Genomic DNA, 25,943 nt, shown 5'->3' on the forward strand with positions numbered 1-25,943 from the left:
GTCATTCACCCGTATATCTCAGAACGGTCATGTTTGTAGGATCGGGAAAGCTGTCGATACCGACAGGTCCCACGTACACCTCATGAGCTCCCAGCGTAGACACGCCACCGTTTCCGCTGGGAACCACTATCGCTGTATGTCCAGTCGAGTTTGGCCCAAGGTTCCTATAGGCCGCAATGTCGCCAGGCAGTCGCTCTTCATACTGCCCGAGCCTCCTCCAATTTGGAATCGTTCCCTGAGCGAGCTCTGCCGCAGTAGCGCAGCGATCAACGGATGCACCATTTCTGCCTTTTACCGAGACCGTCGTCGGAGCACCTGCTGCGGACGCAGCGTCGCAAACAAACGAGGAGCACTTCCACGAGCCTTTCGGGTACTGCTCTGACCTCGATTCGTAAAACCCGTAAGCTGTAGATCCGACCTTCTGCATTGCCCAGTCAGAAATCATCACTCGTGTCTGCAGGTTGCGTGGACTTCCCTCCACAAGGCCGAAGGGATCGATCTTTGCGAGCGGGGCACCTCCAGCATAGGTGAATGTCCCGACACCACCGAGCAGTCCCAGCGGATCGCTCTGCCCGTATCGCCCCGTACTAGTGTCATAGTCTCGGAGGTAGTTCTGATTGAACCAACTCGCGGCGTCATAACGTTGACCCGGGAAACGCATATCGAACACGAAGGCGGTGCCGTCCTTGTCCGGGTCCTGATCCGGGGCGGTGGCGCCGAAGGCTTCGCCCTTCAGGTCCCAGCGCCAGATCACCACGTCGCGGACCGGGTCGATCACGGCACGCGGCGTGCCCAGGTGATCGGGCTGCACGTAGCGCAGCGTGGTCTTGGCCAGTACGCCGACCGGCAGGTCATCCAACCAGATCGCCTGCTGTACGACTGCGCCGTTGTTGTCGTGGTCGCCCAGCCAGTGGCCGCTCTCGTCGTACAGCGTGTAGACGTTGGTCTTACCCACCCGCCGCACCTGCTCGCCGCGGCCGTTGTAGGCGTAGTTCGCCACAACCGTGCCGCTGCGCTTGACCTGTGTCAGCCGGCCATTTGCTCCATATACGTACTGCACGGCTGTGCCACCGATGGCCGTGGTGTTACCGGCCGCGTCATAGCTGCGTGCAGTTCCGGCCACGCTGCTCAGGCGGTGGCTGGTGGTCGGATAGCTGGAGGTCTGCGTGCTGGTGTTGACCTTGGCGCTGAGGCGGTTGCCGGTGGCGTCGTAGCTATAGCCATCGATCACCGTATCGGTCGGGCCGTCCTTGAACGCGGTCAGTCGGCCAAGTGGGTCGTAGTCCAGTTTGATCACCGGCGCGGTATTTCCCGGTGCGGTCAGTGCACTGAGATTGCCGACCGGATCAAACGCGAAGCCCACCGCCAACCCATCGCTGCGCGTGTCATTGACCGCCAGCGGGCGATAGTCCTGATCCAGCACGCGCTGCATTGGACGGCCGTTGCCATAGGTCCAGCCGGCGACCGGGCCGAACGGATAGTAGGTGGCCTGGTTCAGCAGCACCTGGCGGGTGCCGCCGACCGGGGTTACCCCGACTTCGGTGGTCTGCCCCTGGGCGTTGCGCACGTAGTCCACCACCGCCCCATCCGGGTAGGTCAGGCGGCTCAGCTGCCCGGTCTTGGTGTACGCGTAGCGGACCACGAACACCTTGCCGTTGGTGGTCTGTACCTTGCGCACCAGATCGCCGAAGCGGTCATAGCAATAGTCGGTGCTGCCGCTGCCGTCCTGCATCCGGGTCAGGCGACCAACACCATAGGTCTCGCCGCTGGCGCAGGTGCTCTGGCTGACGTCGTAGGTGTAGCTGACGTTGAGGCTGGTGGTCGGATACACCACCTTGGTCAGCCGGTTCTGCGCGTCATAGGTATAGGTGGCCTTGACGTTGCGGGCATCGGTTTGCGTAGCGCGGTTGCCGGCACTGTCGTAGGTGTAGGTCGTGCTGCCGGTGTCCGGGCTGGTGAGCTTGGTCAGGTCGCCCAGGCCGTTGTAGGCGTAGGTCGTGTTCAGGCCCTTGGGATCGGTCACTTTGGTCACGTTGTCCAGGGCGTCGTAGCCGAATTTGGTCTCGGCGGCGATGCCCCCCACATCTTCCAGCATGCTCGCCAGGCGGTTGAGCGGGTCGTAATCGTTCTGGGTCACGTGACCGAGCGCGTCGGTGACGGTCTTGGTGTTGCCGTTGGCGTCGTAGCCGAAGTCGGTCGGGTCGCCCTGCGCGGTGGCCTGGGTGGCCAGCTGACCGAGTTGGTTGTAGACCCGAGAGAGCGTCCGCTTGAGCGTGCCGGAAGCATCCTTGGTGTCTTCCTTGGAACGATTACCGGCATTGTCCAGGGTGTAGTGAATGGTGTTGCCGGCGTTGTCAGCGACATCGGTCAGCCGATGTGCAGCGTCGTAAGTGAAGCGGGTGAACGCACCGTCGGGCTGGGTCACCTGCTTGACCAGGCCGGTCGGCCAGTAGTCGATCGTGGTGATGCGATCGTCGCTCTCGCTGCTGTCGTCGGACCCGCGCACCTTGCTGGCGGTCAGCCAGCCGCGCGGGTGATACGTGTAGTCGGTGACCACGCCATTGGCGTTTTTCGCCGAAAGCACGCGGCCGGCGCCGTCGTAGGCCAGGTACTCGGTGACCTGGCCGACCGCATTGGTCACCTTCCACAGGTCGCCCTTGCGGTGCGGGCAGGTGGTCGGGGACGTGGCACAAGTGCTGTCGTCGGTGGCGTAGTAGGCGTACGTCACCTTGTCGGTAACATCACTTCGCGGACCATCCACCGAAGTCACCAGGCCCACCAATGGGCAGCGGCCTGCATCGACGTCGGCCTGCTCGCAGTACGTCGTCGTAGAGGTACGGGTCGTACCAGTGGTGGGGTCAGTACGCGAAGCCGTGAGCGCCTGACCGCGCGTGTTGTAAGTCCAGTTCCACCGCGACACCAATGCATTCGAGGCATCGTAGATGCGGCGCTCGGACGGCATCCTGAAGTCGGTATGCCAGTCGGTCTGCTCCGTGCGTTTTTGCCCATCCGTATCATTGGCCGCGCTGATCCTCTGGGTCAGCAGGCCGCGGCTGTCGTAGTCATCATCGGTCGTGACACCCTTGAAATCAGTGAGCAGATCCGGGTATCCGTTGGCGTCGTAGCTGCGCTGGCTGACCTGCGAAGCTCCGCATTGGCTGCACAGTTGGTCCACCGCCGTCTGCTTGGCACGGCCCAGGGCGAACTCGTACGAATAGGTGACGACATTGCCCAGCGCGTCGGTGACCTGCGATTGCTGGGAGCCGAAGCTGATCGCCACATGGTCGATGTCGCTGTCCGCACCGCCGTGGCGACTTGCCACGGCGCGCCCCTGGCTGTCGTACTCCCAGTTTGCATAGGCCTGGCCGGATTCATCCACGATGCCGGTCAGCAGAAGCGGATCGTTGCTGTCGCCATAGACGTAGCTCAGGGTGGAGAAAGCCGGCGTGGTGGCATCCGTGGTCTGGTACTGGACTTTGCTCAGGTTCTGCTGGACATAGGCGTACTTCACCAGCCGTCCATCCGGCCGCTTGACAGAGGCCAACCTTCCACTGGAATAGGTGAACTGCAGCCGGCGGCCACGCACATCGGTGACGTCCTGCAGCACGCCGCTGCTGGTGTAGCGAAGCGTCAGGATGTCGCCATCGAGGTAAGCGATACGCACCAGCTTCCCACTCACATCGAAGCGGTAGCGGGTTTCGTCGGCACCCACGACGTCCCAGCCGATCTGCGCCCCGCCTTGCATGACCGGCAGCAGGCGTTCCTGCACGTCCGCATCCGGCAGCCACACGTCCTGCCCCTGGCTGACGAAGCGATAGCTGTCGCCGCTGGGCAGGTTGAGACGGCGCACTGGCGTGCTGCCCTCGTCAGCGGACGTCAGCGCAATCTGGAAGCTGTGCCTCCAGCGCGGCCCCAGGACGCTTCCCGGATTGGCATCGATGGCTACACTGCTGTAATGGCGCTGCAGCGACAGGTGACCAGATGCATCGCGCACATCGATCTCGGTCTGGAGCTTGATACCGAGCGCCGCGTTGATCGGATTGCCCACTTGGATGGACCCGGTGGTCACGCTGCATTGGTTGTTCTTCCCTATATCCCAGGGCTTCGTCGCCGCGCCGCCGCAATACTCGGCGATGATGTCGGGATTGTTGCAGTAATACGTGCCGAGACCGAAGTCGGCATTGCCTGCGTCGCTACGGCAATTCTGTGTGCCTGGAACCGCGCCGGCATCCTGATACAACGCCGCGCACTCCGATGGCACCTCAGCCCTGGCCGGCACGAGCGCCACGCAGCAGAGCATCCCCCACATCCATGCAAATCGACTCATCCTGTCGTATCCCGTTCGTCCTGCGGGCGGTCGAATGCGGCAACGCGGCATCCTTCCGGCGTCGGTCACTGCCGCACGAGCGGCAAGCGAGCGCCGCCGACTCTAGCCACATCCCTACTGCGAAGTGTTAAGAAGAACGACGGGTCCGCGGTGCCGGGCGCATCTGGCAATGACCTGACAATGGCATCTCAGTTCGGCACGTTCGTAGATCGCGCTTTTTGCTCACATATTTGTGGGGACCGGAGCATGTGCAAGCGAAATGGGTTGCCCGATCCCTCCTGCGGTAGGGGCCACCTTGGCACTAGGATTGGCGATATAGCGCCCTTAACTTGATCCCTCTGCTTTGTAGCCTCTTGGCGTTAGAGCGTGGAACGAGAAAGCCACCCACACGGGTGACTTTCTTTTCCCTCGTTGTCGCGACCGACTCATAGCTCACAGAGTCCTGCAGCCCATCCCGGCCAGCGATGACGATGCGGTTGCCGTCCTGGCGGTTCTCCGGCCCGGCCAGTTCGGCTCCCACGCCTAAAGAGCGTGGTGAGCGCCGCGCCGACCAGCAGGCGGTTCCAGTGCCGGTCCACAACATCCTCCAGGCCTGCGTAGCCGGCCGGATCGGTGCCCACGAGGTTGTCGAGCGTGAGCGAGGACGTGTCGGGCAGGATGATCCAATGCCAGACCACCTGAAGGCGGCTCTGCCCGTAGCTGACCTAGCTGTTGTACCGGCCGAAGATGCGCGAGCCCTGCGGGATGAGCAGGTGCCGGCCCGTGGCGGTGTCATATACGGGTTCGATCACGGTGCAGATGACTTCGACCGACAAGCCCGCGCCACTTGACACCACAGCACCTCACGAGGTACTAGCGAATTAGCCGACTGCACAAAAACTGCACAGCGGTGAAGTCGATCGGAGCCGCCTGAGCGCTGAAACGCTTACGTACCCATGGTGCCCGGAGCCGGAATCGAACCGGCATGGGGTCGCCCCCGGCGGATTTTAAGTCCGATGCGTCTACCAGTTTCGCCATCCGGGCCTGGTGGCGCGTAGCGTGCCTGATCGCGCGGCGCTTGTGAACCGCAGGGCGCTGCCGATCCGGCAGACGCGCCGAACAGAGGCACCACATACCGGCATCGGCAGGCCTGAGTACCACCACCGAAAAGCCCCGGCACCGCCGCCACGGCGGCACCGGGGATGCCAACGGCAAGCAAGAAGTACGGCGCGCTCAGATCGCGCGCGAATAGCGCGCCGGCTGGTCGGGCTGGCGCAGGTAGCGGTCGAAGCACATGGCGATCAGGCGCAGCAGCGGGCGTCCGCGGGCGGTGGCCTGAACCACGCCGTCGCGGTAATCGGCCAGGCCGTCCGCGCACAGCGGCGCCAGCGTGCGCAGTTCCTCGTGGAAATAGCTGGCGAAGTCGATGCCGTGACGCTGTGCCACCGCCGCGGCGTCCACCCGCCCCTGGCACATCAACTGCTGGATCAGCTCGGCGCGCAGGGCGTCGTCGGCGCTGAGCTGCAGGCCGCGCAGCACCGGGCTGTCGCCGGCATCCACCGCCGCTTCCCAGGCCGGCAGGTCGCGCTGGTTCTGGCTGTAGCTGGCGCCGATGCGGCTGATCGCGCTGACGCCCAGGCCCAGCAGATCGGTGTCGGCGTGGGTGGTGTAGCCCATGAAGTTGCGGTGCAGGCTGCCCTGCCGTTGCGCGCGCGCCAGGTCTTCCTGCGGCAGCGCGAAGTGGTCCATGCCGATGTATTGGTAGCCGGCCGCCGAGAGCCGGCTTACCGCCAGGCCGAGCAGCGCCAGCTTCTGTTCGGCGTCGGGCAGGTCGGCATCGGCGATGCGCCGCTGGGCCTTGAACAATTGCGGCATGTGCGCGTAGCCGTAGACCGCCAGGCGGTCCGGACGCGCCGCGATCACCGTCTCCAGGGTCTGCTCGAATCCGGCCAGGGTCTGCCGCGGCAGGCCGTAGATCAGGTCCACGTTGACCGAGCGCATGCCGTGCACGCGGCAGGCGCGCAGGATGTCCAGGGTTTCGTGCACGCCCTGGCGGCGGTTGATCGCCTGCTGCACCAGCGGATCGAAATCCTGGATGCCCAGGCTGGCGCGGTTGAAGCCCAGCTCGGCCAGCGCGGCGATGTCCTGCGGCGTCACCGTGCGCGGATCCAGTTCGATGGACATCTCGCGGTCCGGCGCCTGGCTGAAGCGGAACAGGCCGCGCAGGCCCTGCACCAGTTCGCCGAGCAGCTCCGGCGCGAGGAAGTTCGGGGTGCCGCCGCCCAGGTGCAGTTGCACCACCTCGCGCTCGCCCTCGAAACACGCGGCCATCATCGCCGCCTCGCGCAGCAACCGCTGCACATACGCGCGGCCGCGCTCCGGGTCGCGGGTGATAACCCGATGGCAACCGCAGTAGAAGCAGGGACTGCGGCAGAACGGCACGTGCACGTACAGCGACAGTGGCCGGCGCGGATCGCTGGCCTGGACCGCGGCGAACAACTGCGCCGGGCCGAAGCCGGTCTGGAAATGCGGCGCGGTCGGGTACGAGGTGTAGCGCGGGCCGGGACGGTCGTAGCGGCGCAGCAGCTCGGCGTCGAAGGTCCAGGCGGCGGAGGGATCGGGCGCGGTGAGGATGTCCATGGACCGAGCATGCGCGGCACCGCGCGCGGCCGCCTTGACTTGGATCAATCCGCGCACGCGGCCGGCGGCAGCGGCGACACCGGCTCGAATGGACGCCAGCTCATCTGGTGCCGGCGCCAGAAGGTCTCGGCGATGCGCTGGGCAACGTCGTCGGCCAACAACCGCATCGGCGCGTTGTGCAGCTCGGCGGTGCTGGCGCGGAACAGGCCCAGCCAGCGCTGGAACAGCAGTTCGCTGAGTTCGCGCATGGCCATGTGCCGGGGCATCGGCGCACCGCGGAAGCGGCGGGTGCCGCGCAGCATCGCCGACCAGAAATCGCACAGCTGCTGCTCATGCGCCTCCCAGTCCTCGATGTGCGCGGCGAACACCGTCGACAGGTCGGCGTCGGCGCGCACACGGCGGTAGAACGCTCCTACCAGCGCTTGCACGTCCGTCTCGCTGCACAGGTCCGGCCCCGGCAAGGGCATGCCTTCGATCTCGTCCTGCATGGCCCGCTCCACATCGTGCGATCTCACCAGTCTCCACGTCGCGGCGGCAGCGGCCTTGATCAGGATCAATGTCGGGCCGGCCCGCGCTGCCTAGTCTGCAGCTGCGGCATGCGCCGACGCCGGTGTCGACGGGGGATCGGCGGCCAGGCGGCTGGCAGGCGCGGCGACGTGTGGCGCCGCTGCCTTGGCGCATGCCGCATCCTTCTTTCGCGATGGAATCCACCGTCATGGTCTCTCCCGACGATCCGCTGCTCGATCCGCTCGATCCCGGCGCGCCGCGCCCGCTGGTGCAGCGGCTGGGGGTGATCCTGTGGCCGAGCTTCCTGGTCGCTGGCGCCATGAGCGTGCTGTTCTTCGCCCTGGTCGATCCGCTGGCGCTGCGCGACATCACCTTCCCAGGCCGCCAGATCAGCCGGGAACTCGGCTATACGGTAGGTTTCTTCATGTTCTGGCTGGCGACGCTGGCCTCGAGCCTGCTCACCGGTTTCCTGTTGCGTCCGGCGCCGCACGGCGACGCCGCCGCGCCGCTGTCGTGAGCGGGCTGCCGATGGCGCGCACGATTCCCTTGCATGTCGTCACGTCGCCCGCCGCCGCGGCGGGGCCCGCGCCGCCACATCGGTACACGCAACTGCGGCGCGTGGTGCTGTGGCTGCTGTTGGCGGGGTTCTACCTGCTGCCGTGGCTGCGCTGGCAGGGCCGGCAGGCCCTGCTGCTGGACCTGCCAGCGCGGCGCTTCGATCTGTTCGGCTGGACCCTGTGGCCGCACGACGTCGGCTGGCTGCTGCTGGCGCTGGGCGCCGCCGCGGCGTCGCTGGCAGTGCTCACTACGCTGACCGGGCGCCTATGGTGCGGCTTCGCCTGTCCGCAGACGGTGTGGAGCCACGCCTTCGCCTGGATCGAACGCCGCTTCGCCGACTGGCCGGCCGCGGCGCGGCACCTGCTGTGGGCGACCGTGGCGCTGTGGACCGGGGTCAGCTTCGTCGGTTACTTCGTGCCGATCGCCGATCTGGTCGTGCGCCTGCATCCATTCGCCTGGAGCGGCTGGGAGACGTTCTGGGTGCTGTTCTACGCACTGGCCACCTGGGGCAATGCGGGCTTCCTGCGCAGCCAGGCCTGCCGCTACCTGTGTCCGTACGCGCGCCTGCAACCGCTGCTGTGCGACCGCGACACGCCGCTGATCGGCTACGACGCGATGCGCGGCGAACCGCGCGGCGCCCGCGCATGCGGCCAAGGCAGCGTCGCGCAGCGCGGGCGGCGCTTGCTGGATCCCGTCACCGCACGCGACTACGCCTTGCGCGCCAGCATCGCGCAACTCGCCGGCCAAGGCGGCAGCCGCGGCGAGGCGCTGGCCGCGTATGCCGGCACCCTACCCAAGTTCAGCGCCGAGCAGCTCGGCGACTGCATGGCCTGCGATGCCTGTGTGCAGGCCTGCCCCGCCGGCATCGATCCGCGCAACGGCGCGCACTACGCGTGCACCGCCTGCGGTGCCTGCGTCGACGCCTGCGACCGCAGCATGGATCAGCATGCGTTCGCGCGCGGCCTGCTGCGTCGGGCCGGCGCCAATGCCATCGACCGCCAACCGCGGCGCTGGTGGCGACGGCCGCGCTTGCTGGGCGGCGGCGCTATCTTGCTGGTGGCGCTGCTGGCGTGGTGGTGGCTGGCGGCGTGAATCGGCGCAGGCCGGCACGGGGCTCTTTCACAACATCGGATGCCTCCCGGCTTACGCTCTGCAGCATGCGCGCCGCAAGACCGAAGCGCAGGAGTGGGAGCAACGCGCGACGTTGAGGGCGCGACATCCATCGCGTTTCGAACACCATCGAAGTGGCGCTGTTCCCACGGCTCGGTATGCGGCTTGGCCGAATTTGGACAGGAGCAAATTGGACAGGAGCAAACATGAGGCAGGTCAGGAATGGGCGAGTGCTGCTCGCCGTTTGCCTAGCGATTGGCCTTTCGATCAGCGATCTTTCGGCGAGCACGGCGCCGGCGGCGCGCTATGTCGATCTCGCCACGCCGTTCGAAAAGGTCGCGATCGAGACCGCAGGCCAGCCGGAAGATATCCGCATTGCGACGATCCGTTCCCGAATCGATGCGATGCTGCCTGGCCTGTATCCAGAAGGTGCCGGCACAGACAAGCGGATCGGTGCCGCCCTGCATCGGTTTTCCGTTGGCCATGACGACTACGATCGGGTGGTCGCCGATTTTCCGATCGCGCTGAACGGTGCGATCGCGCGATTCCAGGCCGTCTTCCCTGGCTTTTCGTCCCCGCTGCCGATCTATCTCTATCACTCGCTCGGGCAGCGCGATGGCGGTTCGGATTACCTGCAACCGGGCAATCGGCACGTCATGCTCTTCGGTGCCGACATGATCGCGAAGTACCATGCCGACGATTCGCTCGAACCGTTCCTGATCCACGAGATCTTCCATCTGCAACATGCCCGCCATTTCGCCGATTGCGACCCGCTGTGGTGCACGCTGTGGCAGGAGGGATTGGCGGTCCAGGCGACCGCCACGATGGTGCCGCATGCATCGGATCATCAACTGCTGCTCGACATCCCCGCTCCCATTCGCGCACCGACCGATCGGCGCTGGTCGGCTGCCCTGTGCTTCGTGGCAGCCCATTTCGACGATGGCGACGGCGCGGCGACCGCCAGCGCCTTGCAGATGGGGGGCCATCCGCCGGATGGGCTGCCGGATCGCTTTGGCTACTACGTCGGCTTGCGCCTTGCGCAGGCAACGGGCCTGCAGATCACCGAGCTTTCCCGGCTCGACCACAAGGCCGCGCGCGCCGTTGCGCGGGCGGCGTTGTTGAAGCTTATGACAGAGGCGCATACCACCTGCCCCGCGCCTCCTGCGATCCGGTCGGCGGTGCGCTAGCAAACCAACGGCGGTGCCAGCGATGGAGGCTGGCATCCTTGCGGTCCGACCTCAATCGGTTCGCATCACTGTCCAGATCGCGATATGCCTCGGCGCAACCAGGATGTCGTCCAGCGCGGCATTCCACTCGTGACGATAGCGCCGATGCAGTTGAACGTTGAGGACATCGTCGCGATCGGTCCAGGTCTCGTGAAGCTGGAAGACCGTCGGTCGCTCGGGATCGACGTGCAACGCCGCACGCACGAAGGTCCGCTCGTGACGCATCGCATCGAGCACCGGGTCGAGCAGCGCGCGAAAGCGTTCCACCTGATCCGCTTTGACGTGGAAGGTGATGACGTAGGTCTCCGGGCGTGTCGTCGAGCTCATGCGGGCGCCACCACCGGATCGACGACCATTCCCAGCGAGCGCGCGACAACTGCGCCCGGCGGCCGGTCTGCGCTGCCTGCCTGTGCAATGGCCAGCCAGCTCATGACGCCGCTCGGCTGACGATGTCGCCGGCAAGCCGCGCGGCATGCGTCACCATCACGCCGTGGGCCGCACCTTCATAGACGAGCAGTTCGGCGCCGGGGATGGTCGCGGCATAGACACGCCCACTGACATCGAGTGGCGCGGACGCGTCGCGGTCGCCATGAATGATCGTGACCGGCAGCTGGAGCGCGGCGGCTTCCGCCGAAAGATCGCTCAGCGCGATCGTGCGCTGGAATGCGACCACGGCGCGGCGCGAGCAGTCGAGCACCATGGTGGCCATCCACGCGTTGACGCGGCCCGACGCACCGGGCGCAAAAGGAGCGATGTTGGCGTCGATCCACCCCGGCAGATCGCAGGCAAGCTGCGCGCACAGCGCATCCAGCATCGCAGGGGTCACGCCGGTGTCGCCGATGACCCGCGGGCCTGTCGCACCCACGAGCATCAGTCGTGCGATCCGCCGCCGACCGTGCCGCGCGAGGTAACGGATCGCCTCGCCGCCAGCGCCCGAATGCGCCACCAGGGTGACGCCCTCCAGGTCGAGCGTTTCCAGCACGGCGGCCAGGTCGTCGGCGAGCGCGTCGTAGCCATAGTCGGCTCGGTCGGTCGATCGTCCGTGGCCATTGCGATCGCACGCGATGGCGCGCAGGCCGGCGGCATTGAGATGGAGCATGGTGTCGCCCCAGATCCGGCCATCCATCGCCCAGCCCGCCAGCAGGACCACAGGCGGTCCCTCGCCCCAATCGCGAACGAACAGCGCATGACCGGGGCCACGCGGGATGAATGCCGGCGTCATGCGATGTCCTTGTCGAGGAAGCCGATGACCTCGGCGATGCGCCCGTCCGGGGCGATCCGGGCGATATCGGTTCCGCCGGCAATCGGCGCGCCGTGTTCGGGGGCCAACGTCCAGGAGAAGCGTACGAAGGGACCATGCGCATCGGGCGTGCCGCGCAGCGCAAAGAGGTGGCCGGGGACCTGAGCGCGTGCGGCCGCGATCATCGCGGCGATGCCGTCACGACCTTCGCCCGCCATCATCGGATCGACGTAGCGGGCATCAGGGGTCCAGCCGTCCGCCAGGCGACGCGCGCGCGATGCGGCATCGGCATCGTTCCAGAGCGCCAGATAGGCACGTGCCAGCGTGTTCGGGTCGTTCATCGCCATCTCCTCGTCGTCGATGGGCCGAGCATGCCGATGGCAATCGGGCAATGCGATTACCCCACAGGTAATGGCATCGCCGCAGCGGGCCGGTAGGATGAGGGCATGGCGACACGACCGATCACCGTTGGCGACGTGCTGCGCGACTGGCGGGCCAGGCGCCGGCTGAGCCAGCTCGATCTCGCCGGCGCGGCGGAGGTGTCGACGCGCCATCTGAGCTTCGTCGAGAGCGGGCGAGCGGCTCCCAGCCGCGACCTGTTGCTGCGCCTGGCCGAACCGCTGGCGATGCCGCTCAGGGAGCAGAACCGGCTACTTCGCGCGGCGGGCTATGCGCCCGTGCATGGCGAGCGTGCACTGGACACGCCGGACATGGCGGCGGCGCTGGCGGCCGTCGACACGGTCCTACGCGCGCACGCCCCGTTTCCTGCACTCGCGGTCGACCGTCATTGGAACTTGGTGCGCGCCAACGATGCAGCGGCCGCACTGCTGGTCGGTATCGATCCGGCGCTTCTGGCGGCGCCCGTCAATGTGCTGCGCGCGACCCTCCATCCCAATGGCCTGGCGCCACGCATCGTCAACCTAGCCGAATGGCGGCATCATTTGCTGGCCCGGCTTCGCCTCGAGATCGACCAGTCGGCCGATCCCGAACTCGAAGCGCTGCATGCCGAACTCAAGGGCTTGCCCTGCCCGGCCAGCGACCGCCCGCCCGGGCCTACGGAGCGCATCGCGGTGCCGCTCTCGATCCGCAGCGGAACCAGCGGCGGCATCCTGTCGTTTCTCTCCACCACGACCGTCTTCGGCACCGCGACCGACGTGACCCTGGCGGAGCTGACGCTGGAATGCTTCTATCCTGCCGACGATGCGACCAGGCAGGCGCTACTCACCGGCCCGCTTCCGTAAGCGAACGTTGGGCATGTCCGTGATGCCGAGGAAATCGTAGTACCCAGCATCGGCGCCGAGGCCGCGCCTGGCGCCTCCGGGACAAGAACGAATCGCGGAAACGAAAAAAGGAGCCGAAGCTCCTTTTCAGGGGTTCACTCGCACGACAGGTGGCAAGTGACGCAATTTGGAGCGGGAAACGAGACTCGAACTCGCGACCTCAACCTTGGCAAGGTTGCGCTCTACCAACTGAGCTATTCCCGCTTGGGAGCCGCGTATTCTACACGCCTCCCAGGAGGCGCGCTAGCCCTTCGTTGCAAAAACATGTCCGCCGCCGGCGGCCGATGCTCCCCCGCATCCTCGGCCATCCCAATCCTGAACGCTTAGAGCAGTGGCCAGGCGCTGTCGGCGCCGGGCATCAGAGCGGCGCCGTCGCCCCACGCCCTCGTTCGGCCGAGCAGCGCCGCTCGGCGAATCGGAACGCCGCTGCCCGGAACTGGGATACGGCGCTTTCCATCGCCGACAGCAAGCCGATGCAGGCGGCGTTGGAAGCGCCGGCAAACCTGCATCGCGATCCGCATCCCCGGCAGCAATGCGTCCCGATGGCAGCGCTCCGGCGATGCACCGCTGAGCGAACGCGCTACTTCAGCGGATTCTCCGGCTCCTTGCCCTGCAGCGCCCGGTCCTGCCGGCAGGTCTTCAAGGGCTGCACCGTGGCCGACACGATCGCGGTCACTTCCTGGGTGTCGGCACGCGCGCGCACCTTCATGCAGGCGCAGCCATAGCCGGCGCTCCCCGTCCCGGTCGCCACCCAGCGCGCCTTCGGAAAGGCCGGCCACGTGCCGTCGGCCTGGTGCGCGCCTTGCTGGCCGACGGTCCATTCGCCGTCCTTGTCCACGAGCGTGGCGTTGCCTGGCGAGGGATTGTCGAACCAGCCGCAGCGCGTGACGGTCTCCGCAGGCGGCGCGGCCTGCGCGCCAGCGCACAGGCCAAGCGCCGCAACCAGGGCCGCACCCACCACGTGTGCGCAATGCAGGACAGGTCGCGATGAAGTCATGACGTCAGGATCAGATGGCGAGGCCGGCATCATCGCAAATTGGCGTCTGCCGGCGTTGCCGAGAAGACCGCGACAGGCGCGACAGACGCGGCGAAGCACCGAGCCGCCGCAACGCCTCAGTGCCCCTGCTCCTGATAATCGGTCAGGTAGTGCTCCGGATTGCTCTGCGCCGACAGGCCGGCGTCGTAGCTCACCCAGGTCGGCTTGGGCGCACCCGGCACGTACAGCTCGCCCGCGGCGTCGCTGACGATCAGCAGCACGTAGGGGCGTCCGTCGAGTTGCACGGTGTAGCGGGTGTCCCTATCGGTGGTGCGCGTGCTGGCGAGCAGGATCTTGCCGTCGATGGCGTTGTCCGCGTCGATGACCTGGATCAGCGCCTGCTGGCGCTCGCGCGGCCCGTAGCGCAGCGTGGATACCTTGATGCCATCGGCGGAGGCATAGGCCTTGACCTGCTTGGCCACTTCCGGCCGCGCCGGCTCGGCGTGCGCGACGGCCGTGGCGCCAACCAGCGGGAGCGCGCACAGCAGCAGGGCGAAGGTGTGGTGACGCAAACGGGACAGCAGGTGCATTGGCCGGGTCCTTGGTGGGAAACTAGAGGGGATGAGCGGGCCGATCGCATCGGCCCGTGCTGGAATAGACGAAGCAGACCGCCGCTTCCCCCATGGCAGCGGATCGAGGAGAGCGACAGTGACGGAACGCACCCTGCTTTGCCGCAACGGCGGTTCCCTGGCGTCACCGGCGCAGCCCCATTCGCGCAGCGCTGTGCACGCCCATCGCCTGCGCCGCGCCGGTCGTGCGCAGCGCCCCGGCATGGAGCCGCGCCATGGCCAATGAACTGGACCGCTGGTTCGCCCAGCAGATCCTCGTCCACGAATCGGCGCTGGTCGCCTACCTGATGCGCTGCTGGCCGCATCCGCAGGAGATCCACGATCTGCGCCAGGAGGTCTACACCCGCGTCTACGAAGCGGCGCGGCGCGCCTTGCCGGACGCGCCGCAGGCCTTCCTGTTCGCCACCGCGCGCAACCTGATGGCCGACCGGGTGCGGCGCAGCCGCATCGTCTCCATCGAGGCGGTGGGGAATCCGGACGACTTGAACGTCTTGATAGACGAGCGCTCGCCGGAACGCTGGCTCGGCGGCCGCCAGGTGCTGGCGCGGCTGGCCCACGCGCTGGACCGGCTGCCGGACCGCTGCCGCGAGGTGATCTGGCTGCGCCGGGTGGAGGAACTTTCGCAGAAGGAGGTGGCGGTGCGCCTGGGGATCAGCGAGAAGACCGTCGAAAAACACATGGCCAAGGGCGTCCGCCTGCTCGCCGATCATTTCCATGGCGCGGTGGTGAACGCCGCGCCGATGCCCGTGGTGGTGCAGGAACCGCAAGATGGAAAGCTGGGCGATTGAAGCGCTGGCCGCGCAGTGGCTGACGCGGCGCGAGAGCGGCAACTGGAGCGAAGCGGATCAGGCCGAGCTCGATGCATGGCTGGACGCGTCCACCGCGCACCGGGTCGCGTTCCTGCGCCTGGACGTGGCCTGGAACGAAGCCGCGCGCCTGCGCGCGCTGGGGGCCGGCATTCCCGCCGGGCAACCGGCGCCGCGCGGCTTGACCACCGGCCTGACGGTGACGCCGGGGCCATCGATCTCATCGCCGCTGCAGGTGCCCGTCGTCGCGCGCCCGGCCACCGTGCAGCGGCGCGCCGCCCCGCGCCGCCGCGGCTGGCTGCTGGCCGCGCTCGGCACCGCGGCCAGCGTCGCGGTCGCCGCCGGGCTGTATCTGGGTCTGGTGCCCGCGGCAGCGACAGCCCAGGCGTATCGCACCGAGATCGGCGAGCTGCGCACCGTCACCCTCGCCGATGGCTCGCAGGCGACGCTGAGCAGCGACAGCCTGCTCGAGGCCAGCATCGGGCCGCAGGCGCGCCGGGTGGTGCTGCAGCGGGGCGAGGCGTTCTTCGCGGTCCACAAGGATCCGGCACGGCCGTTCGTGGTGCAGAGCGGCGCGCGCCGCGTGGTCGCGGTGGGCACCCGCTTCGACGTGCGCCAGGATCGCGACGCGCTGCGCGTGGTGGTGACCGAGGGCATGGTGCGCATGGAGGATCCCGACGCCGCCGACCGCACACAGGCCGTGCTGCTGCCCGCCGGCAGCATCGCCACGGCCGACCCGCAGGGCGCACGCGTCCACCGCACCAGCATCGCCGAGGCCGAACGACAACTGGACTGGCGCCAGGGCTACCTGAGTTTCGACGATGTGACGCTGCCGCACGCGGTGGCCGAGATCAACCGCTTCAACCGGCGGCCGCTGGTGCTGGCCGATCCGGCGCTGCATGCGTTGCGGATCAGCGGCAGCGTCCGCTGGAACGACCTGGAGGGCTTCGCGCGGCTGCTGGAACGCGAGTATCCGGTGCGCATGGAACCGCATGCGGAAGCGGTGATCCTGCACCGGCGTTAGTCACTGCGGACGCGCCAGCCGCGGCGCGCCGCCCTCCCCGTTCCGTCGCGCCACCAGGAGATGCGTATGCCGCAGCGGTCGATCCAGCGGAGACTGACGTGGGGCGCACTGCTCGCCACGGCAGCCGCCTCGGCGATCGCGCAGCCGGCCCGTTTCGACATCCCGGCCGGGCCGTTGGCGCCGGCGCTGAATGCGCTGGCGCGTCAGGCAGGCCTGCAACTGCTGTATCGGCCCGACCTGGTCCGCGACCTGTCCACCTCCGGCGTGCACGACATCGCCGATCCGCTGCGGGCGCTGGACGCACTGCTGCAGGGCACCGGCCTGCAGGCCCAGCGCGAGGGCACCGACATCGTGCTGCGGCGACAGGCCGCAGTCGCACCGGAGACCGCGCTGGCGCCCGCGGATGCGCCGCCCGTCGCCGCGGCGCCGACGCAGTTCGCGACGCTGCAGGTCACCGGCTCGCGCATCCCGCGCGCGCAACTGGAAGGGCCGGCGCCGGTGACGGTGATCGACGCCGCGCAGATCCGCGCCAACGGCTTCCAGCGCCTGCCGGACGTCCTGCGTGCGCTGACCCAGAACGGCGGCGAGACCCAGAGCCAGCAATCGGCCAGCGGCGCCGACTACACCCCAGGCGCCGAACAGGCTAGCCTGCGCGGGCTGGGGCCGAACCACACGCTGGTGCTGATCAACGGCCGCCGCGTCGCCGACTTCCCGCTGCCGTTCAACGGCCGCAGCAACTTCGTCGACGTGGCCAGCATTCCGCTGGCCATGGTCGAGCGCATCGAGGTGCTGAGCGGCAGCGCCTCGGCGATCTATGGCTCGGACGCGATCGCCGGGGTGATCAACATCCTGCTCAAGCGCGACGCCGACGGCACCACGCTGGATGCCCGCATCGGCCAGAGCAGCCGCGGCGATGCGCGCACGCTGCAGGCCAGCCTCACCCATGGGTTCTCCAGCGACGCGCTGTCGGGCCTGGTCAGCATCGAGGCGAACCTGCAACAGCCGCTGTGGGCGTACCAGCGCGACCGCCAGGATTCCAGCAGCGACGCCCCTACCCCGCGCGCAGCCGCACCGCGGCGCACGTTCCTGCGCACCGATGGCGACGACGTCTATCTCGACCCCGGTGCCGCGACCTGCGCGCAGCTGGCCTCGCTCAACGGGCACGACACCGGCTACAGCGCACGCGATGGCGCCGGTGCGGGCGGCCTGCCCGGCGACTACTGCGGCAGCTCGCGCGCGATCGCCTACGGCACTGTGCTGCACCGCCGGCGCAGCCTCGATGCCTATGCCACGCTGCACCGCGCGCTGGGCGCGCGCGCCGAATGGTTCGCCGACGTGCAGCTGGGCCTGCAAGACGTCGCGCTGATGCGCGGCGTCCAGACTTGGGCCTACATGCGCCCGGATGGCAACGAGGAAGGCTATTTCTACAACCGGCGCACCGCGCAGGTGGAGTACTGGAGCCGGCAGTTCGCGCCGGAGGAAATGGGTGGCCTCGCGGTCGGCATGGTCCGCAACCGGCAACAACGGCTCAGCGTGGCCACCGGTGTGGACGGTGAACTCGGCCGCGACGGCTGGTCCTATGAGGCCGTGCTCAGCCACTCCCAGGCACGGCTGCGTACCAGCTGGCCGCAGATCGTCGCCGCGCGCGCCAATGCCTGGTTCCTCGGCGATCAGGTCGGCGTGGATCCGCGCTCGGGCTATCCGAGCTTCGACGCCGACCCGGCTCGGCTGTACACCGCCCTGACGCCGGCCGACTACGCCGCGATCGCCGCGCGCACCACCTACCGACCGCAAACGCGGGTGGACGCGGCCATGCTGACCCTGCGGCAACCGGCGCTGTTCGGCTTGCGCGGCGGCGATGCCGGCCTCGCGCTCACGGCCGAAGCGGGCGAGCAGGCCTACGCCCTGCACCCCGACCCGCTGGCGACCCAGTCCTACTACTACAGCTGGCGCGATGCCGACGGCGCCGGCCAGCGGCGGCGCTGGGCGCTGGCCGCGGAACTGCGCCTGCCGCTGCTGGAATCGCTGACCGTGGACAGCGCGTTGCGCTACGACCGCTATGCCTATTCCGGCCGGCAGATCGGCCGCTTCACCTGGAGCACCGGCCTGGAGTGGCGGCCGAGCGAACGCCTGTTGCTGCGCGCCTCGCAGGGCCTGGCGTTCCGCGCACCCGACCTGCATTACCTGTACGCCGGCGAGGGCATCGACGAAAGCCAGGGCACCGACTACCTGCGTTGCGCCCGCGAAGACGCCGCCGTGGCCGCAGCCGATTGCCGCTTCGACAACGAGCCGCTGCTGCGCCGGCGCCGCGGCAATCTGGATCTGAAGCCGGAGACCAGCCGCTCCTGGACCGCCGGGCTGGTGTGGTCGCCGCGACAGGGGCTGGACCTGAGCCTGGATTACTTCGCCATCGATCTGCGCAACCAGGTCCAGGACCTGTCCGCCGACCGCGCACTGCGCGACGAAGCCGACTGCCGCCTTGGCCGCCGCCCACTCGCCTCGCCCGCTTGCCAGCAGAGCGTTGCCCGGGTCGTCCGCACCACGGACGGACGGCTCTACGCGGTGGCGCTGGGCCCGATGAATCTGGCCCGCACCACCACCAGCGGCGTCGATGCGCTGCTGCACGGGCAACGCGACACCCGCTTCGGCACGTTCGACGCCTCGCTCGCCTATACCTGGGTTCGCCAATACCGCAGCCAGCTCTATGCCGGCGAGCCGATGCAGGAGGCGTTCGCGGCGAACAGTGGGATCGACATGCCGCGCACCAAGGCCAGCGCCAGCCTGCGCTGGTCGCGCCAGGCCTGGTCGGCGACGCTGCAAGCGCAGCGGCTGGGGCGCCTGCCCAGTTGGGCGTCCTCCACCGGCACCTACGACCCGAACAGCGGCCTGTCGCCCTGGATCGGCGCCAGCTATCGCGTCAACGCCACCGTGGAATGCCGGCTCGACGCGCGCACCACGCTGTCCCTGGGCGCCACCAATCTGTTCGATGCGATGCCGCCGCGCGATCGCAGCGCCGTCGTGTATCCGTTCTACGACCTGTCCTGGTTCGACACCGTCGGCCGCCAGCTGTTCGTGCAGTACAGCCGACGCTTCGGCGCGGCGGCGCCCTAGCAGCGCGACGCAGTGCGTTCGGCGGCGGCGCGCATCGCCGCTGATCGGTCTCGACCACGGTAGGGAAAGCGGCAACTGGCTCGTCTATCTACCGCGACGTTACCCTGCGGGAGGCGCTGCCGCGCGCCGCTGCCGGGTCCCGCACCGCCTTGTTCCGGAGCATCCGCTGCATGCAGACCCTGATCCAACGCGGCATGGCCGCCCTTCACCAGGACGATGTCGGCGGCCTGTACGCGCTGTGGTCCGGCACGACCGTGCTCAACCATCTGCAGGAGGCCGACCTTGCTGTGCTGATGCAGCGCTGCGACGCCCGGATCCAGGCCGCGCCGGGCGAGGCCGGACCGTGGCTGCTGAAGTGCCTGATCTACCTGGACCGCAGCGCGCACTTCACCGACAACCGCCGGCAGGCGCTGCACACCGTCGTCGACTGGGCCGGGCGTGCGATCGGCCTAGCCCCGGCCAACGCGCAGGCGCACCGCCTGCTCGGCAGCGCGCACTACTGGCTGGACGAACGCGCCGCGGCGATCAGCGCCTACCGCAACGCGCATGCCCTGCAGCCGCAGGTGGACCTTCAGGTCCGCCTGTTCGAGATGGAAGCGCTGCCCACCGGGCAGTCGCCGCAGCTGCTGCAGCTGGATTTCCGCGACGGCAACGCCTGTCACTACTACAGCGCCGGTGTGTCGATCGGCAAATGGAAACACCCGCAGATGGATCCGGCCGACGCCGGCTATCTCGATGCCGTGCAGTTCGCGCTCTACGAACACGGCACCACGCTGTTCCGGCAGGCCCTGGAACTGGGCGACGCCGCCACCTGCAACACCGACACCCACAGTTTCGCGATGTGCTGCAACAACCTCGGCCTCCTGTACCTGGACCGGGGCCTGTACGCGCAGGCGCAGGCCATCCTCGAAGAAGGGCTGCGCCACAGCCAGTTCCAGTTCCTGTACCAGAACCTGCGCGAGGCCTATCGCCAGCAGGGCATGCGCGCCGAAGCGGCGGACCTGGCGCTGACCCTGATGATGGACTACGACCTGGACACGCCGCTGTTCCTGGATTGCGCGCAGGGGGCATGCAGCCATCTCAACCGCGTCGGCCGCTATGCCGACGTGCTGGAGATCGCCGATGCGGCACAGGAAGAATTCGAGGCGCTGCCCGACGCCGCCCAGGCCGATCCGGACCTGCTGCGGCTGTATGCGCTGGTGCAGGCGCACCACCGCCTCACCGCGGCACGGGCGCTGGGCCGGCTGCAGCCGGAGCACGTCGATACCGCCCTGTCGCAGGCGGCAGCGGAGGCGAATCCGCACGACCTGGACACACTGTTCGTGCACGCCAGCGCGCTCGGCGAAGCGCACGACTACCCGGCCGCGGTCGCCGCCTACGCCGCACTGATCGCCCAGGCCGCGCAGCAGCAGGATGGCCAGGCGCTCAAGCGCGCGCGACATGGGCGCGGTTACCTGCTGCTGTACTATCTGCCAGACGCCAAGGCCGCACTGCAGGACTTCCTCGCGGTGCAGCGTGAGGGCACGGACGACTTCTACACGCACTACTACCAGGCCAACTGCCATTACCTGCTCAAGGACTACCGCAGCGTACTGCCGGCCTGCGACGCGGCACGCGCCCTGCTCGACGACGCGGTGTTGCAGGCGGACCCCGGCTCGGCAGCGCAGCTGTACATGATGGAAGCCAATTGCCACATGAACCTCGGTGCCTATCCGGCGTCCGTCGCCGCCTTCGAGCGCTCGCTGGCGCTGCACGAGCGTGCGGACGTGCGCGAGAGCTATGACCTGGCCCGGCAGCTGGCCGCCAAGCCGAAGAAGCGCCTGTTCGGGCGGCTGTTCTCGTGACTGCCCCCGCATGAGGCACGCTTGGCGCACTGCCGGCCTGACAGCGCCATTCCCATGCCGCGGCCGCGTGCGGCCGCGCGTGTCCTGACCCGGCCGCCGTGTCGCTGCGCCGCGCGCTACTCGGGCTGAGTCTGCTGCTCGGCGGCTGCACGGCATCGGCGCCGGCGCCGCTGGAACAGCAGGTCTACGTCTGGCAGCGGCAATGGAGCGACGCGCATGCGGTGGCGCTGGCGCAGACCCGCGCGGACTTCTCGGCGCTGCGCGTGCTGGCGCTGCAGGCACATCCGCGTGCCGGCTGGAGCCGCGCCGCGGTGGATCTGCGACAGCTCGCCGCCGATGGCCGCCCGGTGATCGCGGTGGTACGGCTGGACGGGCAGTGGCCGGCACTGGACGCATCGCGCATCGACGCCGAAGTGCTGCAGATGGTGCGTACCTGGCGCACTGCCGGCGTGGCACTGCGTGGCGTGGAGATCGACCACGATTGCGCCACTGCGCGCCTGCCCGCCTACACCGCGCTGCTGCGGCAGCTGCGTGGCGCGTTGCCGGCCGACCTGGCGCTGAGCATCACCGCCCTGCCCGCCTGGCTGGACAGCCCGGCATTGACGCCATTGCTGCGCACGGTCGACAGCTCGGTGCTGCAGGTGCATGCGGTGACTGCACCCGCTGCCGGCCTGTTCGACCCGGTGCAGGCGCGGCGCTGGGCCGACCGCTACGCCCAGCGCAGCGCCACGCCCTTCTGGCTGGCCCTGCCGGCCTACGGCGTGGCCCTGGTCGAGGGCACCGGCGCCACGCCGCTGATCGAAAGCGAGGCGCCGCTGGCGACGAGCGGCACTCGCCACGAACTGCGCGTATCGCCACAGCAGCTCGCGGCCTTCGTCGATGCACTGCGCGCCCGCCGCCCACCGCACCTGGCCGGCATCGTCTGGTTCCGCCTGCCGCTGCCGGGCGATCGCCGCGCCTGGCCGCTGGCGACGCTGCAGGCGGTAGTGCACGGGCGCTCCTTGCAGGCGGCCGTGCAGGTGCAGGCCAGCGGCACCGGCCCGGTCTACGACCTGACATTGGCCAACCACGGCAACGCTGCGGCCGCGCCGCCGCAACGTGTGGTCCTGCGCGGCAGCGCATGCGAGGCCGGCGACGCGCTCGGCGATTACCGCCTGCATCTGGCGCAGGCGCCCAGTTTCGACCGCACCAGCGCCACCTCCCCACCCCTGGCCGCCGGCGAACGCCGCGCGCTCGGCTGGGTCCGCTGCCGCACATTGCACACAGGTGCCATCGATGTCCTGCCGTGATTCCCGGCGCGCCGCCGCGCTCGCCGCCGCGCTGATGCTAGTCCTGTTGCCGCTGGGAGGCGCCCGCGCCTGCGGCCCGGAGTTCCCCTACCGCCTGCTCTACGACCGCGCCGGCGCGCTGGCGCAGTTGCCGGAGGGCAGCTTCGCCCTGGAGGCGCAGCGCCTGGGCGCACCCATCGACGGCCTCGGCCGCGCCAGCGCGGCCACCTTGCCGCGCTACTGGGACGCCGACGCGCAGTTCCCACAGCAGCGCAGCGACGTCGAACGCGCGCAACTGGATGCCGCGCAGTTCGCCCGGATCGAACGACTCCGCACACTGGACGACGCGCGACGGGCAGCGCACGAAGGTGCCGACCTGCCGCCGGAACTGCGCCTGTACACCGCCGGCGCGGTGGCGTTCGCGCAGGGCGACGCTCCGTCGGCGGCGGCCTACTTCCGCCAGGTGCTGGCGCTGCCCGAGGCGCAGCGCCGAACGCGCAGCACCTGGGCCGCCTACTCGCTGGGACGCAGCCTGGCGCTGGCCGCCGACGGCGCGCTGGCCGGCGATGCCACCGCGCAGCGGCAGGCGTACCGGCAGCAGGCGCGGGAGGCCTTCCAGCAGACCCGCGCCCTGCGCCTGGCCGGGTTCGACGACCCGCTGGAGTTGGGCATCGCCAGCCTCGGCGAGGAGGCGCGCGTGCTGCGCGCCACCGGCGACTGGAGCGGCGCGATCGGCCTGTACGCGGTGCAGGCGGCCCAGGGCTCGGCCACCGGCATGAGTTCGCTCAAGCAGGTCGCCGCCGATCTCGCCTACCGCAGCGATGCCGATCTGGCACCCCTGCTGCGGCAGCAGGCGGTGCGACGGCTGCTGATCGCCCGGCTGCTCAGCGACAGCCACGCCTTCGACGCCGACTCAGGCAGCGTGCTGTCCTCGGCGCGCTTCCTGCGCCTGCTGCAGGACGCCGGGGTCGACCCGGTGGAGGACGCCGACCGCCTGGCGGCGCTGGCTTATCGTGAGGGCGATTACCCCGGCACCGCGCACCTGCTCGCGCATGCCGGCGACAGCGGCCTGGCCTGGTGGCTGCGCGCCAAGATGGCGCTACGCGACGGCGACGCCGCGCGCGCCGCACAGGCCTACGCGCAGGCGGCGCGGCGCTTCCCGCCGAACGAGGACTGGGGCACGCGCCGCGCTGCCGACTGGAGCAACGAGACAGTCAAACCGCAGTGCCGTATCGAGGGCGAAGCAGCGATCCTGGCGCTGCAACGCGGCAGCTACGTGGAAGCGTTCGCGCAGCTGTACCGCAGTGGCGACATCTATTGGGAGGACGCCGCCGCGGTCGCTGAGCGCGTGCTCACCGTGCAGGAACTGCAGGACTACGTGGATCGCCACGTCCCAGCCGCGCCGCCGACCGCCGCAGACGCGACGCAAGCGTACTGGGAACGGACGCCGGCACTGAAACTGCGCGAACTGCTGGCACGCCGGCTGATGCGTGCCGGCCGTTACGACGACGCGCTGCCCTACTTCGCCCAGGCCAAGCTGCGCGAGGCGGCGCGTCGCTACCGCGAGGCGCGGCAGCAGGCCGCATCGGCCTGGACCGGCATCGGCCGCGCCGAGGGCAACTATCAGGCTGCCTTGATCGCGCGCCGCCAGGGGATGGAGCTGCTGGGCTACGAACTGGGGCCGGACAACCGCGTCTACGCCGGCAGCTATGCCGAAACCACGCCGCATGCGCAGCTGCGCCCCGGCGGCCTGGTCGCCGCCGCCGAAGCGCAGCGCTGGAACGCCACCGCCGCGCAACCCTACCGCCGCTACCACTACCGCTGGATCGCCGCCGGCCTGGCCGATCGCGCCGCCGACGAGTTGCCCGCACGCAGCCAGGCCTATGCCGCGGTCCTGTGCCAGGCCACCGACTGGCTGATCACCCTCGACCCCGCGCAGGCGCGCCGCTCCTACCAACGCTATGTCGCGCACGGCGCACTCAACCCGGTACGCGGCAAGGCCTACGTGTTCGGCATCGGCGCCTGCGAGACGCCGGATTTCGAGGGTGCGCGGCGGCGCCTGTGGATCGAGCGCGGCCAGGCGCTGCGCAGCGCCGTCCACACGTATCGGCTCGGCCTGGCGGCGGCCGGCCTGGCGCTGCTGGCCACGGCGGCCTGGCTGGTGCGCCGACGCATGCGCCGCAAGGCACACGAAGCCGCAGCACAGACGAAACAGGGCTGAGCGAAGCCGCAAGCCGGACGCGAGTCCCGCGCACGGCCGCCGCTGCTTGCCGTCAACCGCGAACTCGTCAGGCGCGCAGCGCCGCCCTGACCAATCCCCAATCCCGACTCCCAATCCCCCGGTAGGGATCGCCGCCCCTCGCTCGTCTCTTCAACAGGACCTTCCCCTCTCGGGCTGGAACCGCGTCGACGCACGCGGCGCCGGCCGCTCTGCCGTCCCGGACGACCGTTCTCCCGATGCAGCACCGCACCACGCGCGACAAGGACGTCACCGCCCGCGGCATGCACCGCGCGGTGCGCGCGTTCCTGCGTGGGTCGTGCGCCCACACGGCGTGGACACTGCGCTCAGTTCCAGCAGTACCAGGCCAGGCAGGCCAGCACCATCGCGCCCAGGCAGCACAGGCGCACGCTGCCGCTGCGGCTAAGCAACGCGTGCACGCCCTGCAGCAGCACCAGCACGGCCAGCACGCACAGGCCGACCAGACGTCCGTTGCCGCTGTCCTGAAAGTTGGCCGAGGACAGCTGCGGATCGGTGCCGTCCACCCATGCGTACGGGCTGCCGGCTACGGCGTACAGCAGCAGCATGCCCAGCACGTAGCCGCTCCAGGCCAGCACCTGCGCGGCGATCGCCACGGCCTTGCGCGCACGTGCCATCGCGCGGCCTCACTCGCACACGAACAGCGTGCCGGCGGCGTGATCGGCGCCGCTCGGGCGCAGCGGCTTCGCCTCGCAGCGTGCGACATCGCCGACACGCTGCGAGACTTGCACACGGCCGTCCGGCCCGTATCCGCACACCAGATAGCTGCCGTGCGGATCGGGCGCATCGAAGCGCCAGACCGACACGCCCGCATCGCCGGGGCGGCGACTGTCTTCGTTGCTCGGCACCAGCGCGGCCATCTCGCGCGGCGGCCCGGAATAGACGCCGCTGGAGAACAGCCGCAACGGCGGCGCGGCGGCGAGATCGACGCGGGCACCGGCCGGCACGTCCGGGCTTTGCAACTGTGCCTCGGCGATGCGCAGGCGCTCGGGGCACTGCAGCGTCTCCCTGGCCGCGGCGGGCGCAGCGGACACGGCGACGAACAGCAGCGGCAGCACGCGGCGCGCCGTGGCGGACATTCCCTTCGACACCATCACACGCTCCTTGTCGACTGCAGGGTCGAGACCGGCAAAGACCTAGGCCTTCGCCTCGCACGCCGGG

The 25,943-nt window shown here is 69.0% G+C and carries 20 protein-coding genes, 2 tRNA genes and 1 pseudogene; 10 read left to right on the forward strand and 13 right to left on the reverse strand.

Annotated elements, in window-relative coordinates; all coding sequences use genetic code 11:
• Window position 1 precedes the first annotated feature (1 nt).
• From GGR64_RS20675 to GGR64_RS00530, 5 genes and pseudogenes are all read right to left on the reverse strand, one after another.
• The gene (locus GGR64_RS20675; RefSeq protein ID WP_221236031.1) at window positions 2–4,327 is read right to left on the reverse strand and encodes an RHS repeat-associated core domain-containing protein; all 4,326 of its coding nucleotides are present in this window, start codon (window positions 4,325–4,327) and stop codon (window positions 2–4) included.
• Window positions 4,328–4,628: 301 nt separating this feature from the next.
• Window positions 4,629–5,169: pseudogene (locus GGR64_RS00515) on the reverse strand (TrbI/VirB10 family protein); the annotation flags it as partial.
• A 94-nt stretch (window positions 5,170–5,263) separates the two neighbouring features.
• Window positions 5,264–5,350, reverse strand: a tRNA-Leu gene (locus GGR64_RS00520).
• 189 nt (window positions 5,351–5,539) lie between these two features.
• On the reverse strand, window positions 5,540–6,946 hold the full coding sequence (hemN, locus tag GGR64_RS00525) for an oxygen-independent coproporphyrinogen III oxidase (protein WP_184643311.1): 1,407 nt from the start codon (window positions 6,944–6,946) through the stop codon (window positions 5,540–5,542).
• 44 nt (window positions 6,947–6,990) lie between these two features.
• The gene (locus GGR64_RS00530) at window positions 6,991–7,434 is read right to left on the reverse strand and encodes a group III truncated hemoglobin (RefSeq protein WP_260302445.1); all 444 of its coding nucleotides are present in this window, start codon (window positions 7,432–7,434) and stop codon (window positions 6,991–6,993) included.
• 227 nt (window positions 7,435–7,661) lie between these two features.
• Between GGR64_RS00530 and GGR64_RS00535 the strand changes: the two genes are divergently transcribed.
• The 3 genes from GGR64_RS00535 (at window position 7,662) to GGR64_RS00545 (ending at window position 10,308) form a co-directional block, all read left to right on the forward strand.
• A complete protein-coding gene (locus GGR64_RS00535; protein ID WP_167087683.1) occupies window positions 7,662–7,970 on the forward strand; it encodes a hypothetical protein in 309 nt (102 codons plus the stop codon).
• A 101-nt stretch (window positions 7,971–8,071) separates the two neighbouring features.
• Entirely contained in the window at window positions 8,072–9,103 is a 1,032-nt protein-coding gene (locus tag GGR64_RS00540) for a 4Fe-4S dicluster domain-containing protein (RefSeq protein ID WP_184644209.1), read from the forward strand.
• Window positions 9,104–9,351: 248 nt separating this feature from the next.
• Window positions 9,352–10,308, forward strand: coding sequence for a hypothetical protein (locus tag GGR64_RS00545; protein ID WP_184643315.1), 957 nt, complete (start codon window positions 9,352–9,354; stop codon window positions 10,306–10,308).
• 51 nt (window positions 10,309–10,359) lie between these two features.
• Here GGR64_RS00545 and GGR64_RS00550 read toward each other — a convergent pair whose 3' ends face one another.
• The 3 genes from GGR64_RS00550 to GGR64_RS00560 all read right to left on the reverse strand — a co-directional run bounded on the left by GGR64_RS00550 (window position 10,360) and on the right by GGR64_RS00560 (window position 11,928).
• Window positions 10,360–10,674 (reverse strand): antibiotic biosynthesis monooxygenase, encoded by a 315-nt coding sequence (locus GGR64_RS00550; RefSeq protein WP_160965051.1) that lies wholly within the window; start codon window positions 10,672–10,674, stop codon window positions 10,360–10,362.
• A gap of 100 nt (window positions 10,675–10,774) precedes the next feature.
• On the reverse strand, window positions 10,775–11,569 hold the full coding sequence (locus GGR64_RS00555; RefSeq protein ID WP_160965053.1) for an alpha/beta hydrolase: 795 nt from the start codon (window positions 11,567–11,569) through the stop codon (window positions 10,775–10,777).
• A complete protein-coding gene (locus GGR64_RS00560; protein WP_184643317.1) occupies window positions 11,566–11,928 on the reverse strand; it encodes a nuclear transport factor 2 family protein in 363 nt (120 codons plus the stop codon). Before GGR64_RS00560 ends, GGR64_RS00555 begins: the two co-directional genes overlap by 4 nt.
• Window positions 11,929–12,033: 105 nt before the next feature.
• Here GGR64_RS00560 and GGR64_RS00565 point away from each other — a divergent pair, with 105 nt between their 5' ends.
• Window positions 12,034–12,828, forward strand: coding sequence for a helix-turn-helix transcriptional regulator (locus tag GGR64_RS00565; protein WP_184643319.1), 795 nt, complete (start codon window positions 12,034–12,036; stop codon window positions 12,826–12,828).
• 167 nt (window positions 12,829–12,995) lie between these two features.
• On the opposite strand, the gene GGR64_RS00570 is transcribed toward GGR64_RS00565, so the two are convergent.
• The 3 genes from GGR64_RS00570 to GGR64_RS00580 form a co-directional block, all read right to left on the reverse strand.
• Window positions 12,996–13,071: transfer RNA gene (locus GGR64_RS00570), tRNA-Gly, on the reverse strand.
• 376 nt (window positions 13,072–13,447) lie between these two features.
• Window positions 13,448–13,897, reverse strand: a complete 450-nt coding sequence (locus GGR64_RS00575; protein ID WP_260302449.1) for a DUF4087 domain-containing protein — start codon at window positions 13,895–13,897, stop codon at window positions 13,448–13,450.
• Window positions 13,898–13,980: 83 nt separating this feature from the next.
• Complete coding sequence (locus tag GGR64_RS00580) at window positions 13,981–14,433, reverse strand: hypothetical protein (RefSeq protein ID WP_260302451.1); 453 nt, start codon at window positions 14,431–14,433, stop codon at window positions 13,981–13,983.
• 254 nt (window positions 14,434–14,687) lie between these two features.
• On the opposite strand from GGR64_RS00580, the gene GGR64_RS00585 reads away from it, so the two are divergent.
• The 6 genes from GGR64_RS00585 to GGR64_RS00610 all read left to right on the forward strand — a co-directional run bounded on the left by GGR64_RS00585 (window position 14,688) and on the right by GGR64_RS00610 (window position 24,746).
• Complete coding sequence (locus tag GGR64_RS00585) at window positions 14,688–15,260, forward strand: sigma-70 family RNA polymerase sigma factor (protein WP_184643321.1); 573 nt, start codon at window positions 14,688–14,690, stop codon at window positions 15,258–15,260.
• Window positions 15,241–16,302: a FecR domain-containing protein gene (locus GGR64_RS00590; RefSeq protein WP_184643323.1), complete on the forward strand. Its 1,062-nt coding sequence runs from the start codon at window positions 15,241–15,243 to the stop codon at window positions 16,300–16,302. The genes GGR64_RS00585 and GGR64_RS00590 overlap by 20 nt, the downstream gene beginning before the upstream one ends.
• 66 nt (window positions 16,303–16,368) lie before the next feature.
• A complete protein-coding gene (locus GGR64_RS00595; protein ID WP_326520289.1) occupies window positions 16,369–19,413 on the forward strand; it encodes a TonB-dependent receptor in 3,045 nt (1,014 codons plus the stop codon).
• Window positions 19,414–19,583: 170 nt separating this feature from the next.
• A complete protein-coding gene (locus GGR64_RS00600; protein ID WP_184643325.1) occupies window positions 19,584–21,257 on the forward strand; it encodes a hypothetical protein in 1,674 nt (557 codons plus the stop codon).
• 98 nt (window positions 21,258–21,355) lie between these two features.
• A complete protein-coding gene (locus tag GGR64_RS00605) occupies window positions 21,356–22,546 on the forward strand; it encodes a DUF3142 domain-containing protein (RefSeq protein ID WP_184643326.1) in 1,191 nt (396 codons plus the stop codon).
• Window positions 22,533–24,746 (forward strand): hypothetical protein, encoded by a 2,214-nt coding sequence (locus GGR64_RS00610; protein ID WP_260302452.1) that lies wholly within the window; start codon window positions 22,533–22,535, stop codon window positions 24,744–24,746. The genes GGR64_RS00605 and GGR64_RS00610 overlap by 14 nt, the downstream gene beginning before the upstream one ends.
• A gap of 344 nt (window positions 24,747–25,090) precedes the next feature.
• Here GGR64_RS00610 and GGR64_RS00615 read toward each other — a convergent pair whose 3' ends face one another.
• Together GGR64_RS00615 and GGR64_RS00620 are read right to left on the reverse strand one after the other, a co-directional pair.
• Entirely contained in the window at window positions 25,091–25,399 is a 309-nt protein-coding gene (locus tag GGR64_RS00615) for a hypothetical protein (protein ID WP_184643328.1), read from the reverse strand.
• A gap of 9 nt (window positions 25,400–25,408) precedes the next feature.
• On the reverse strand, window positions 25,409–25,840 hold the full coding sequence (locus tag GGR64_RS00620) for an STY0301 family protein (RefSeq protein WP_326520290.1): 432 nt from the start codon (window positions 25,838–25,840) through the stop codon (window positions 25,409–25,411).
• Window positions 25,841–25,943: the final 103 nt, after the last annotated feature.

Source organism: Xanthomonas sp. 3307, from assembly GCF_014199735.1.
Classification (GTDB): domain Bacteria; phylum Pseudomonadota; class Gammaproteobacteria; order Xanthomonadales; family Xanthomonadaceae; genus Xanthomonas_A; species Xanthomonas_A rydalmerensis.